Annotated in this window: 10 protein-coding genes and 3 pseudogenes; 3 read left to right on the top strand and 10 right to left on the bottom strand. The window is 42.7% G+C overall.

Annotated features, from left to right (window positions below; translation table 11 throughout):
* Both KTI79_RS17955 and KTI79_RS17950 read right to left on the bottom strand, forming a co-directional pair.
* Positions 1–294, bottom strand: a pseudogene (locus KTI79_RS17955) (transposase); the annotation flags it as partial.
* Positions 295–350: 56 nt separating this feature from the next.
* A pseudogene (locus KTI79_RS17950) lies at positions 351–965 on the bottom strand (helix-turn-helix domain-containing protein); the annotation flags it as partial.
* A gap of 241 nt (positions 966–1,206) precedes the next feature.
* Between KTI79_RS17950 and KTI79_RS17945 the strand changes: the two are divergent.
* Positions 1,207–1,791, top strand: a pseudogene (locus KTI79_RS17945) (IS6 family transposase); the annotation flags it as partial.
* A 403-nt stretch (positions 1,792–2,194) separates the two neighbouring features.
* On the opposite strand, the gene KTI79_RS17940 reads toward KTI79_RS17945, so the two are convergent.
* Both KTI79_RS17940 and KTI79_RS17935 read right to left on the bottom strand, forming a co-directional pair.
* The gene (locus tag KTI79_RS17940) at positions 2,195–3,355 is read right to left on the bottom strand and encodes an alpha/beta hydrolase family protein (RefSeq protein ID WP_032053273.1); all 1,161 of its coding nucleotides are present in this window, start codon (positions 3,353–3,355) and stop codon (positions 2,195–2,197) included.
* 19 nt (positions 3,356–3,374) lie between these two features.
* Positions 3,375–4,373 (bottom strand): VOC family protein, encoded by a 999-nt coding sequence (locus tag KTI79_RS17935; RefSeq protein WP_032053272.1) that lies wholly within the window; start codon positions 4,371–4,373, stop codon positions 3,375–3,377.
* Positions 4,374–4,614: 241 nt separating this feature from the next.
* On the opposite strand from KTI79_RS17935, the gene KTI79_RS17930 reads away from it, so the two are divergent.
* Together KTI79_RS17930 and KTI79_RS17925 are read left to right on the top strand one after the other, a co-directional pair.
* The gene (locus tag KTI79_RS17930; protein WP_050675406.1) at positions 4,615–5,091 is read left to right on the top strand and encodes a MarR family winged helix-turn-helix transcriptional regulator; all 477 of its coding nucleotides are present in this window, start codon (positions 4,615–4,617) and stop codon (positions 5,089–5,091) included.
* Complete coding sequence (locus KTI79_RS17925) at positions 5,088–6,269, top strand: multidrug effflux MFS transporter (protein ID WP_032053268.1); 1,182 nt, start codon at positions 5,088–5,090, stop codon at positions 6,267–6,269. The genes KTI79_RS17930 and KTI79_RS17925 overlap by 4 nt, the downstream gene beginning before the upstream one ends.
* A gap of 67 nt (positions 6,270–6,336) precedes the next feature.
* Here the strand turns inward: KTI79_RS17925 and KTI79_RS17920 are convergent, their stop codons facing one another.
* The 6 genes from KTI79_RS17920 to KTI79_RS17895 all read right to left on the bottom strand — a co-directional run bounded on the left by KTI79_RS17920 (position 6,337) and on the right by KTI79_RS17895 (position 12,332).
* Positions 6,337–6,945, bottom strand: a complete 609-nt coding sequence (locus KTI79_RS17920; protein ID WP_032053266.1) for an NAD(P)-dependent oxidoreductase — start codon at positions 6,943–6,945, stop codon at positions 6,337–6,339.
* A 23-nt stretch (positions 6,946–6,968) separates the two neighbouring features.
* The gene (locus tag KTI79_RS17915) at positions 6,969–7,703 is read right to left on the bottom strand and encodes an SDR family NAD(P)-dependent oxidoreductase (protein ID WP_032053264.1); all 735 of its coding nucleotides are present in this window, start codon (positions 7,701–7,703) and stop codon (positions 6,969–6,971) included.
* A gap of 54 nt (positions 7,704–7,757) precedes the next feature.
* A complete protein-coding gene (locus tag KTI79_RS17910; RefSeq protein ID WP_050675405.1) occupies positions 7,758–9,233 on the bottom strand; it encodes a carbohydrate porin in 1,476 nt (491 codons plus the stop codon).
* Positions 9,234–9,327: 94 nt separating this feature from the next.
* Entirely contained in the window at positions 9,328–10,092 is a 765-nt protein-coding gene (locus KTI79_RS17905; protein ID WP_032053260.1) for an SDR family NAD(P)-dependent oxidoreductase, read from the bottom strand.
* A gap of 13 nt (positions 10,093–10,105) precedes the next feature.
* Positions 10,106–11,332, bottom strand: coding sequence for an MFS transporter (locus KTI79_RS17900; RefSeq protein WP_032056345.1), 1,227 nt, complete (start codon positions 11,330–11,332; stop codon positions 10,106–10,108).
* Between the two features lie 49 nt (positions 11,333–11,381).
* A complete protein-coding gene (locus KTI79_RS17895; protein ID WP_032053255.1) occupies positions 11,382–12,332 on the bottom strand; it encodes an NAD-dependent epimerase/dehydratase family protein in 951 nt (316 codons plus the stop codon).

Here is a 12,332-nt window from a genome sequence, read left to right as displayed (position 1 = left end):
TGTCGTCTACAAATTGTAGTGTAGTCTGGCGCTATCCAATTTAACCCACAAAGATGGATGAGACTTTGAACAAAGCCTGTGACCATGCGTAAAGACAATCGAAAGAGAGATTTAATCATTAGGCAGCATAGCTGCGTCGGAGTAAGTTTGATTTCGTTCTTGTTTGCCTTTTGATGGGGCATACCATTGCGTAGCAGGATCAAACCAAATGGCAATATTTCCACGATTAATGAGAGCTCGGTTATATGAAGACCAATTGGTTGTGCGATAAATTTTAGGTGTCGACTTATTCATTTGAAAATTATATTGTGGAATAAGCCTTTAGAGATAGGTTTGTGCAACAAAGCCCTATAAAAGGCCAGCGGCTTGCCATATTGCTCAATGTAGACTCTGGTCGAAAGCATATAGTCAAAGATGGTTTAAGCCTCACAAAAGCGCAGATGCAGCAGCTTTCCAGTGGCATCATCAATATAGACCAGCAAGCAGCATTTGGCAGCTCGACCCTCAAACCAGTCATGATATGAGCCATCGATCTGGATCAGTTCACCGAAGCAATCACGGTTATATCTAGGCTGATATGGACGTTTCAGGCGTTTGGATCGCGGAATCCAGAGTTCATTGGCTGTCATCCAGCGTCGAACCGTTTCTACAGGAATACTCAGACCGAATATGCTGCTGAGCTTCTCATGAGCCAAGGTTGGACCAAAGCCCAGCAGATGTTCAGAAATAATGGAAAGGCATTCAGACTTTACAGCTTCATCATAGCGTTGATGGCCAGGTTGACCACGACTGGCATGTGTCAGGCCTGAAACACCGTCTTGCTTTAGCTTCTGCAATAACCGGGTAATTTGACGGGTTGAAAGATTCAGAATTTCAGCAGCACGGGCTTGTGTAATACGTTGATCTCGAACGTCTTGCAGGACTGCAAGACGTTGTATTTCCTTGTCAGACATAGTGATCAGCATCTCAAGTTTTATCCAGTCCATGATGTTGATGTGCATCATAGACCAGACATTTTTATTGGTGAGAATATAGACATTTTGAATGGGTTCTAACAATTGTGATTTCGTATAATCTTGATTATGTTAAATTGAGTATATGATACATTAAGTTCATATTTCTCTATTCTTTACCTATTTTTGAACGCTCATAAGCACCTCGTTTATTAATCATTTTATCTAACTTCAAGGTGTCTATAAAATTGGTAACTATTCACACACCACGATTTATCGTTGGGTTCAACGTTATGCTCCTGAAATAGAAAAACGCTTACGCTGGTATTGGCGTAATCCTACAGATCTGAGCTCATGGCATATTGATGAAACTTATATAAAAGTGAATGGACAGTGGTCTTATCTGTATCGTGCAGTTGACCAACGTGGCTATACCATTGATTTTTATCTTTCTTCTAAACGGAATACTAAAGCAGCCTATTGTTTTCTTGGGAAAATCTTAAAGAATGTGAAGAAGTGGCAGATTCCCAAAGTGATCAATACAGATAAATCACCTACATATGGAAGTGCTTTATCACGCTTAAAACAGGAAGGAAAATGTCCACCAGATCTTGAGCACAGACAGATTAAATACAAAAATAATGTAATCGAATGTGATCATGGAAAGTTAAAGAGGATCATCCGAGCGACGTTAGGTTTTAAATCGATGAAGACGGCTTATGCCACAATCAAAGGTATTGAAGTGATGCGAGCACTGCGTAAAGGGCAAGCTTCATCATTTTATGATGGTCAACCTCAGGGTGAAGTCTATCTGGTGAATAGAGTTTTCGGTCTTTAAGTAATTTTTAAAGGGAAGATCATCAGCTCAGATCTCTATTTGCAACAGTGCCCTCAAGAAGACTATATTCGCTTACAGCTCTACTGCACCAAACAAGGTAAAGCACTCCCGGCATTCAAGTTTTGCTTACACTTAGCTTGTATGGGTAGACCAAAAATCATAAATGATCATGAACTAATAATAGATAAATGATGCTCAATTAAGATCTTAAACAACCTATGTTTTCAATGTTTCAGCATTAATATCAGCATACGGTTTACTTAGTAGTTAACCATATCAACCCTATTGATTCATTGATATTGACACGCAAGTTAAATGGAATATAAATACCTTACTTTTTGATCGTTAAGATTGCAGAAGTCATTAAGCTTAACTTCTACAATCTTTATGATTTCACTGCTTATTAAGCTAAATTGCCATGGAATTGTGTAGCAACCCAATCCGCAATATATGTACCAGCATTTGCAGTATTATCTAGACTACTGTGTTGTATACCACCCTCACGTTCAGTAAAGATTTTCAATTCACGATCTGGGCTATTTACCAACTGATCATAAGACTGGTGTGCATATTCCAATGGAATCTGTTTATCCGCCTCACCATGAGTCACCAAGAATGGGACACGAATATTTTCTAGCACACCATTTAGATGTACGTTTTGTGCGATTTCCATGAATTCATCCATGTCTTTGGCTCCCCACACCCAACGTACATGCTCCCAGTAGTGCGGCACTGGATTTTCACCTTCACGTTGCAAACGACGTTTTTGCATTTCCCCCCAGTTATGGTTCGCACCCCATACCACACCTAATGCAAAGCGAGGTTCAAATGCGACTGCACGTGGGCAGTAATAACCACCAAGTGAAACGCCAAGTAAACCAATTTTCAGGGCATCAACATCTGGGCGCTGTTCCAAATAATCGACCACTTCACTTGCCCATTGTTCTGTTTCAACTACAGCAGTCAGACCATGTAAGCGTAGCGCTTCTCCTGTCCCAGGTTGATCAATGAACAAACTAGAAATACCACGTTTTGCTAAAAGCTGTGGAAATAGCCCAGCACGATAGACCATTTCTTTGGTGGAATCTAACCCATTAATCACCACTAAACATGGTGTTGGTCCCTTTACCCCTTCTGCATGAGTATATAAGCCCGCAATAATACCCTCTTGATATGGAATTTCGACGCGTTCACATTGTTCTTTGGCTAGTTGGATACCTTGTTGGAAGGTATCTAAAAATTTGGCATATAAGGCTTTACGCGGAGCATAACCATGTGCCTGCATTCGTTCAGCGGTAATGTAGTAAATCGCTGCTCGATTGAGTTTATCACCCGCACTTAATAATCGCCCTGCTGCTTTATCTTCTTCCGCTAGTGCCAGTAGATTGTCTCCACCCTGTTCCCAAGAAGCTAAAAATGCCGCTGTGCCAGGGTCATCTCCCTCTTTGGCAATGTCTGCGAGTGGACGACACATGGCTTCAATTTCACCAATTTTTGCGCCCATTTCAATTGCAGCCGCGACAGCTAAACTCCAAACATAGTTGGTTTCAAAATATTTAAACATCCTGTTTATCCTTTATAAATTACTCAGTTTTTTCGGTTTTCAGTTCACGCATGTAGGCTTCTTCACCTTGATAAAAACCGACATCCCAAGGAATTTCATCCATCATAAAGGCAGGAGGTTTAGTCATCCATGAAGCTGTACCAAAACGGAATTCCCATTCACGTGGTATCCAGTTGTCATCTAAATAGTCTGTATCTGCACCATATTCAGTCTCCCCACCAACAGGTGAATCGAAATAACAGAAAATTGCAGAACCAATTCGATGTCGTCCAATTCCCAAGAAACCATGCGTCCAACCACGTTTTGTCATGTGATTAGAACCAATCATGACTTCATCAAAATCTTCAACCCCGAAACAGGTATGATGAAAACGTGGAATTCCACCTGCCCCCGGCACCTCACAGTTCAATAGGAAGGTGTTGTGATGCTCATGTGCCCCATCTGCACGTAAATAGGTACCAATGCCTTTTTGATGATCAGACATGCGAAAGTTCAAACGATCACGAAAAAAGGCAAAGGTTTTCCAATAATCTTTGACTGCAAAAACCACATGATTGATGGTTTTTGGAATAGCACGTCGACGCCATTTTCGATGTTGGTTCAGGCGATTGATGTTGCCAGATGAGTTAATCGGATCAGTAGAATAAATCACTTTCTGACGATCAAAGACGCGCAATGCCAAAGGCAAACCACAATCCGAGTAAAAACGCCAAGCGCCATCATCCCCTAAAGTAACTTCACGGTCCTGTTTTAAATCATCGACCAAACGTTGCAGATTATCTTCAGTATCGACGCCCCAAATGGTTTCCTTGACACCAAACCCTGTATATGCTGAGTCATCGGGCATAGAAGCGTGATCAATCGAGCGTACGATTACCGTTGAACCTTCTGCCAGACGATAAATAGTTTCTTCAGCATTTGAGCTTAAACGTTGCAAGCCAAAATCATCTAAAAATTGTGTTGCTTTTTCAAGGTCTTGAACCCCATAAAGCAATGTATCAATACCAACAATTGCCATAGTTAAATTCCTTTTAGTCCTCGTTCCAATCTAAAGAATTACGATATGGAATTCAGATTAGTCTGCGCTTGAACAATCCACAAATGCTTTATATGCATGGTTGGTATCCATGAAACAAATAGTTTTGTTTTAACAAATCCATTCCGCAAATTATTAATGATTGATTATGGAATGTGACTTCATTTGCCTTCTATGTCTTAATGAATTATATTCATTAATGAATATAATTGAGCTTTAGTATATGTCACAAAATCAAAATCTCGGTCAATATCTTGATCATCTACATGCCTTGGTTGCGAGCGTGCTTTTCCCACATATGGGCAAAGCTTTAAATGGTGAATTTTCTTTTAGCCAACTCAACACCTTGTTTCTGCTATATAAACAAGGCTCTTGCAGCATTGCCGAAATTGCTGCAAATGCAGCGATCTCGCACAATGCTGCAAGTCGCATGGTGGATCGTCTGGTACAAGGTGAATATGTAACACGTGTCGAAGATAGACAAGACCGTCGCCTTAAGAAGGTTTCGCTTACCCTTGTTGGTTTTAACAAACTCAAGGAATTACAGATCATTACTACAGATGTGTATAACCAAGTGCTATCAGCTGTACCTTTCGAATTACAACAACAACTTGAAGCTACATTGAAACAGATTGAGCCATATCTCCCCACGATTACCCGTTTCGTAGCAAATCCAAGCATTGAAGAGGTTCAAGCATGAATGCAACATATCTCAGGTATTCGATTATTTTGGGCATTCTGACGGCTTTTGGTCCAATTTGTACCGATTTTTACCTACCTGCCTTACCGCAAATTAGCAGTGATTTACATACCTCAGTGCCGCTCTCTCAACTGAGTCTGACGGCTGCCCTAATTGGTTTAGGTATTGGACAGTTATTTTTTGGTCCTTGGAGTGATCGAATTGGTCGTAAAAAACCGCTGATGCTGGCATTGGCACTATTCACTTTAAGTTCGATTGGCTGCATGTTCGTGCAAGACATTACCCAAATGGTGATGATACGCTTTATCCAAGGCTTTGCTGGTGCAGGTGGTGCCGTGCTTGCCCGTGCCATTGCCAGTGACCGTTATGCAGGTAAAGAGTTGGCACAATTTTTTGCCTTAATTATGGCAATTAATGGGATTGCCCCAATTCTTTCACCTGTCCTTGGTGGAATACAGTTACAGTTTACCGAGTGGCAAGGACTCTTTGCCAGTTTATCGATTTTGGGTATAGCCATTTTTCTGCTGTGCTATTTCTTCATTACAGAGTCACACTCACCCAATCGAGTAGAACAGTTACAACAGTCAGTTAAACTTGCTTTTACTACCGTCCTGAAAGATAGGGTTTTTATTGGGCTATGCCTAATTCAAAGTATGATGATGGGTGGACTATTTGCTTATATTGGCGCATCCTCGTATGTGTTTCAAGAAAACTATCATTTCTCAGCTCAAAGCTATAGCCTGCTGTTTGCAGTAAATGGGTGTGGACTGATTATTTCTGCAATCACGACCTCAAAATTGCTGAATTATTTTTCTGAGAAAAAACTGTTGATGATGGCACTTGGCATTGCACTTGTTGCCAGTTTAGGATTGCTGATTGTGGGTGCCTTACAAGCATCGATATTGCTGTGTCTCGCGTTGTTATTTATCACCATTTCCACTGTAAGCTGTATCAGCTCGTTGACCAGTGCGCTTGCGATGGCACGTCAGCATGAATTTTCAGGAACCGCCTCGGCACTGTTAGGTTTTCTGATGTTTGCGATTGGTGGTGTGACTGCTCCCCTAACCACTTTGTTTGGCACTTCATTATTGTCGATGAGTACTGTGATTTTTATGTGTTATGTACTTGCAGGCTTAAGTTATCTGATAACCTTTAGAACTAAAATACAAATAGCTTAACCCATACAAAAAAGGAGCTTATGTCTTAGCAACATAGCTCCTCCAATCACATCAACCTTTGGAGATATTAGTATCCCACGGTAAATCGCTCACGAATATGCTGCGGTTTCTCTAATTCATCAATCAGAGCCACTGCATAATCCTGCGTGGAAATATGGCTCATACCATCTTTAGTCAATAATTCCTCTTTGCCTAAACGAAATTGCCCTGTACGTTCACCCGATTTAAATATCATGGAGGGTGATAGCACCGTCCAATTCAACTCTGGTTCTTGGCGCAGTGTTTCCAAAATTGCAATACCTGCTAAAGCTTCAAGTTTAACATGCTCGGGAAATTTTGGATCATCGACCAAGCGCTGCCCAGACTCTAGGGTTAATCCCCCAGCACCACCGACCATCAGATAGCGCAGTACAGCGGTTTCTTTCAGGGCATCCAGTAAGTGGTCAATCTGCGTATCGGTAAAATGAACAGCACTAATCACGGCATCTTGCCCTGTCAACAAAGGAATCAATTGTGCCGTATCGTTAATATCTGCCTGTCTTGCCTCGACCTGTTGATACTGCGCAATTTTTTCAGGAGAACGAGCAATTGCCGTCACTTGATGACCACGTGTCACAAGTTCATTTAAAATACTTGAGCCAGCCATACCGCTTGCCCCAATCAATGCAACTTTCATGTGTTTTTTCCTTGTTCTCTTATTTAAAATAAAAATCCACCATCGACATGAAAAACTTGCCCAGTCATATAGCCTGATTCTGGGGAAATGACAAAGCTTAAAACTCCCGCTAAATCCGTTGGCTCCCCATTACGTTTAATAAACTGGCTATTTTTCACATCTTCAAACAGTTCAGCAGGTAGGGCATGTTCACTGCCTGAATGCTTGATTAGACCTGGCGAAATTGCATTCACCGTAATGCCTTTATCTCCTAACTCTACAGCTAATGCTCTGGTTAATCCTATCACCCCCATTTTGGCAGCAATGTATGCCATAAAACCCTTCTGCGGACGACCAGTATTACTTGAAGCAAAATTGACGATTCTTCCCCATCCTTTTTCGATCATTTTAGGAGCAAAACCTTGGCTCAAAATAAAAGAAGCATCGACGTTCACTGAAAATGTTCTTTGCCATTCGGGTAATTCTGTATCTGCTAATTGTTTCAAAGGGATATAGGCAGCATTATTAATCAAAATATCGCAACAGCCATGATCATCTAGCACCTGTTTAAGCAAATGCTTAACTTGATCTGCTTGGCTTAAATCGCATTGATATGCACTGGCTTTTCCACCTGCATCTTGAATTTGTTGCAACAATGGCTGGCAATCTACAAAATCGACCAAAAGTACGTGATAGCCTTCATGCGCCAATTTCAAAGAAAATTCACGACCTAAACCACCTGCTGCACCTGTGATTAATACAATTTTTTCATGTTTCATGAATGTGTTCATCCTTTTGTAAAATTGAATGTAATGTAAAGTTACGCTTTTTATTTAATAAGATGGCTTACCTGCCAAACCTAAGATTTGATCCAGTTGAAAATGTAGAGTTCCGCCAAATGAAAGGCCTGATTCTGGAATTACTGAACTGTAAGGATTCAACATGCTATTGCTGTTCCATGAATACATGACAAATGGGCTGAAAATTATGCCTTTACTCAGGATAAAGTTTGCATCTGCAGAAATGGCTGTTTCGGTCTGACCAACGGTATAGCCTGTACCACCTGCAGCTAAATGTGCATCTTCTAAAAATTTCTGTTCAGCATCTGTTAAATGTGCCCATAGAAAATTCAGTCCATAACTATCAAATGGACGAGATTCAAACATGTGACTAAAGACGATTCCTGCATTGCCCTGATTTTGAATCCCTTTTGTATTTTCATCATTAAAAGCCTGTGTCATGCTGGCATAAGCTGAAATGGACTTTGGTACTGGACTATCTGTTAAGCCATGATCCTGACGCCATAAGGTTTTCTTCGCGCCTAAATAAACTCCAGATACCCCCACGGTAGTTTTAACTGAGCTTTCAGTATCAAAAACTTTCGATGTTCCTTTAACGGTCGAATAAGGATTTACTTGTGTAGCATCATTATAGAAACCCATAATCTCGTAAGAAAATGGATATTTTTCCATCGAAAAATCAGTCTTATACGAAACATTGGCCAAATAGACGTTACTCATTTGCCCGCCGATATCACCAGAGTTTGTTTCCCAACCATTAGTAAAAGGGAATGCAGCATCACTGCGCCACCAACCCGTTTGCACCCTGAGCTTTGGATTCAAGTCATAAGCCATACGTGCACTCCAGTTTGAATAAGGTGGAGGATTGATTCCCACGATATTTTGTAATGAAGCACTGACGCACATGGTCGGTGAATTACACATCGGCAAAGCAAAGTAATTTCCAGCATTACTTTTACCTGCCTCAAGGGTCAATTGATCATTCAACAATCGCTGTTCAAAAGTAAATAAGGTTAAATGACTTGTGTTAGGTATATAAGGACCAAGTGTACCGACAATGGTACTACTCGCCTGACCACCATATGTGCCATTATGAACCCACGGTGCAAACAAATGTTCATAGTGAATCTTACTGCCAGAAAGACCCATTAGCTTTTCTAAATCCAAGGTCGCCCCAACGGTAAAAATTGAAACGGCTTCGCTTTCTCCCGTTTTTACACCAACCTTTGGATTAGCAAAATACAACTCCGTGAAAGTTAACTTTGGGGTAATCCCATGATCAACTAACCATTGACCTTGGTTTGACAATATTCCACCTTCCTTCGCAGGCATCGGATTTTCAGCAACTTGAACCTGAGGACCAATTCTTTCATTAGGTGTATTTTCAAAAGCCAAGAGTCCATCATCAGCTAAGGATTTGTTTTCCTTATTCAAAGTCTGCTCTTCAGCGAATGTTGTCTGATTAGCCAAGATCGTCAGCATTGATAGCATTAATAATGTTTTTTTCATAAGAAATCCTTTCTTGTGTTTTTTAGGGAAAAACGTCCCTACGGGGCTAGCAACAGCCCGATCAATTGTTAATTAAATTCATTACTTTAAGTGATTAAGAAGCGGTCGCTCCTGCATCGACCTTCAGGTCTGTGCCTGTGACCCATGCCGATTCATCCGATGCCAGATAGATTGCTGCCCATGCAATGTCTTCGGGTCGACCAATCCGTTGTCGTAAAATCTGCTTGCTTAAAGCTTGCTGCTGAAAAGCAGGGTCTTCTTGCATATGTGCCCGTGTTGCAGCAGTTTCAATCAGCCCTGGGGAAATCGTATTAGCGCGAATTTGAAATGCACCACCTTCCATCGCCAGTTGCCGTGTCATTGCCAAAACTCCGCCCTTGCCTGCGCAGTGCGCCAATGCTGGTGAGCCTTCCAGTGCCATCCATGCATTGGTTGAAGCAAAGTTAATGATTGAACCACCTTGCTGTTTCAGGGCATGCCATGCTTCCTTGCACAGCAAAAACACCACATCCAGTTCACCGACCAAGGTCTGTTTCCAATGCTGATAACTCAGTTCCTCTATCGGATGAAAATGGGCAAATGCAGCAGCATTCACCAATACATCAACTCGGCCAAATTTTTCTAAGGTTGCCACGACCAGTGCCTGAACCTGTTCAGGCTGGGTCAGATCACAAGTTGCAATACTGATTTCCAAACCTTGTTGCTGGGCTTGTGCCTTAGTCTGCTCGGTCAGTTCGGTGACAATGTCACAGCCCATCACCTGTGCCCCTTGGGCTGCAAACATCAGTGCGCAGGCTTTGCCGATGCCGTTGCCAATTCCTGTGACGATTGCCACTTTATTGTGTAGCCGCTGCTGCATATGATTTCCCTACCTATGCCTTGTCTGGTGTTGCAACAGGTTGTGTTGCTGTTCCTTTCACAAATCCGAGAACCAAGGCAATCAATGCCAGTGGAATCAGCACCCAGCCTGCCAATGCCAAGGTATTGAACAGATTGCCTGTGAACTTAGTTGCTGCTACAAACAGAATCGGGCTAAAGAACATGCCTAAACAGTAACTGCCATACCACATGCCTGTGCCAATACCACGTTTAAACCAAGGCAGATTTTTCATGTTCCAGATCGCTAAGGTCGGTAGCAACAGGCCACAGCCAAAGCCATTCAACAAAGCATAGAGTAAAATCTGATCGGCGGAAGTTGCTTGTGACATCAGTAAGAAACTTAGCCCAATCAGACCAAAAGCAATAAACAGGTTATGTCCGACTTTAAACTTCAAGCGTGAAAACACATGCACGCTCAATGTCCCAGCCACAATCAAGGCACTACATGCAGAAGAAATATTGCCTGCTACTTTCGGTGAAGTCTCGCCAATCGAACCCAAAATAAATGCCATCTGGATTTGTAAAATCATGAATGCCAATGCGCCAATGCAGGTCACGACACAGATGAAAAACAACAGTTTTGGCTGAAAGGTCACAGCTTGCGCTTCATGGTCATCATCGGCAGACATTTTGTGCTGCTGAGGTTCCCACAACATAAATGCACCCAAGATCCCCAGCACTACAGGCACCGCATATACCGCATACGGTACGCGCCAGCCAAACTCACCGAGCGCACCACCAATCATGAAAAATAGAATTGCCGAACTCGATGCAAAGGTGGTCTGTAAAGCTAGATAACGCTGACGCACCGCACCCGAATAATAATCACCAATCAGAGTCGTACTGATGGTCACAATCACCGCTTCGGCCATACCAAGAATCACACGGCTGCCAATAATGGCGTAAAGGCTGTGCAGAAACAGAGGCAACACACCGATCAGGCTATAAATAAAGGTCGCCATGACCAGCATCTTTTTCCGTCCGTATTTGTCGGCAAACAGTCCAACCACAGGGCTGAGCAATGCCACCAACAGCCCCGGAATCGTCAGGGCAATCGGGACTAAAAACTCCACATTGGGAATATGGGAAAACTCAGCCTGCATTTGTGGCAGACTCGGGGCAATCACAATCGCCGCCATCGGAGACAAACAGTTGAGAATCAGCAGTAAATAGGCAACAAACTTACTTTTTGATTCGAAGTTATCGCTAATCATGTTCATGATAAACCACTCCTTGGTTTATGAATCTGACTCAAGCTTTTGAGAACTATCAGTCGAGATTTAAAGTATTTTTAATGAGATGTTGGATAGATCCGTCATGTTTAAAGCCAAGTGCATCTGCCCGTCGGGTATGAATCTCAGGGTATGCGCCAAAATTTTTCTCAAGTTGTGGGTTATTGCTGTCGAAGCTGACCAGCGTGTCGGTATTTAAGGTAAATTCTTGGGCCAAGCCATCCACCACCTGCTGCATGCTCAGGCGCAGCACAGGCAAGGTAAAGACACGACGGTCTTGCTGTAACTGTTCTTTAGGCAGACTTGCGGCATGAATTAAATTGTCCACGCAGCATTTCACTGACATCCACCATGCCACCGCATGCTGTGAAACTGGGCAAGCAAAAGTGCGTTGCTGTGACAGCGTCCAGAACACATCACTCATAAAGGCTGAGAGCAATCCCGATGGCTGCTGTGGTCGTGCCACAATTCCCGGTAAACGTACCGCGACACCATCAATCCAGCCTTTACGGCTAAAATCATCTAGCACAATTTCGCCAAACTGTTTTTGCCCTGCATAAGTCAAATGCGGTTTTAGCGGGGTGTCATCATCAACCTGTTCTGGCAAGTCCGAACCATACACGGCAATGGTGCTGGCAAATACGACGCGCGGACAGTTGCCTTGTTGCTTGAGCTGTTCAAATAAAAACAGCATTGCATCGACATTGACCTTACGGCTGAGTTCATAATTTTGCTCGGCCATACCGCCCGGAATACTGGCTAAATGAAACACCACATCCACAGGTTGTGCCAAGGCTTGCTCAATCAAAGCCGTATCAGAAAAATCACCCTGATAATACGCCACGCGCGGATCGGCACTACGTTCCTGAAACTGTAAGTCCAGCAGACTGAGTCGGCTAAAGTTGGACAGTTCTTGCTGTTGCTCCAGCAAGGCTCTGACCAAGTTCGACCCGACAAAACCATTTGCGCCTGTCACGAGAATGTGCAT

Origin of the sequence: Acinetobacter sp. WU_MDCI_Abxd143, from assembly GCF_025514195.1 — a bacterium.
GTDB classification, from domain to species: Bacteria; Pseudomonadota; Gammaproteobacteria; order Pseudomonadales; family Moraxellaceae; genus Acinetobacter; species Acinetobacter pittii_H.
The sequence above is the reverse complement of the archived record's forward strand: the minus strand, read 5'-3'. Positions and strand labels throughout refer to the sequence as shown.

What these genes read in the sequence shown, in the direction of transcription:
- KTI79_RS17940 (WP_032053273.1), bottom strand. Translation starts at nt 3,355, where the DNA reads ATGTTTAAATATTTTGAAACCAACTATGTTTGGAGTTTAGCTGTCGCG.
- KTI79_RS17935 (WP_032053272.1), bottom strand. Translation starts at nt 4,373, where the DNA reads ATGGCAATTGTTGGTATTGATACATTGCTTTATGGGGTTCAAGACCTT.
- KTI79_RS17930 (WP_050675406.1), top strand. Translation starts at nt 4,615, where the DNA reads ATGTCACAAAATCAAAATCTCGGTCAATATCTTGATCATCTACATGCC.
- KTI79_RS17925 (WP_032053268.1), top strand. Translation starts at nt 5,088, where the DNA reads ATGAATGCAACATATCTCAGGTATTCGATTATTTTGGGCATTCTGACG.
- KTI79_RS17920 (WP_032053266.1), bottom strand. Translation starts at nt 6,945, where the DNA reads ATGAAAGTTGCATTGATTGGGGCAAGCGGTATGGCTGGCTCAAGTATT.
- KTI79_RS17915 (WP_032053264.1), bottom strand. Translation starts at nt 7,703, where the DNA reads ATGAAACATGAAAAAATTGTATTAATCACAGGTGCAGCAGGTGGTTTA.
- KTI79_RS17910 (WP_050675405.1), bottom strand. Translation starts at nt 9,233, where the DNA reads ATGAAAAAAACATTATTAATGCTATCAATGCTGACGATCTTGGCTAAT.
- KTI79_RS17905 (WP_032053260.1), bottom strand. Translation starts at nt 10,092, where the DNA reads ATGCAGCAGCGGCTACACAATAAAGTGGCAATCGTCACAGGAATTGGC.
- KTI79_RS17900 (WP_032056345.1), bottom strand. Translation starts at nt 11,332, where the DNA reads ATGAACATGATTAGCGATAACTTCGAATCAAAAAGTAAGTTTGTTGCC.
- KTI79_RS17895 (WP_032053255.1), bottom strand. Translation starts at nt 12,332, where the DNA reads ATGCACATTCTCGTGACAGGCGCAAATGGTTTTGTCGGGTCGAACTTG.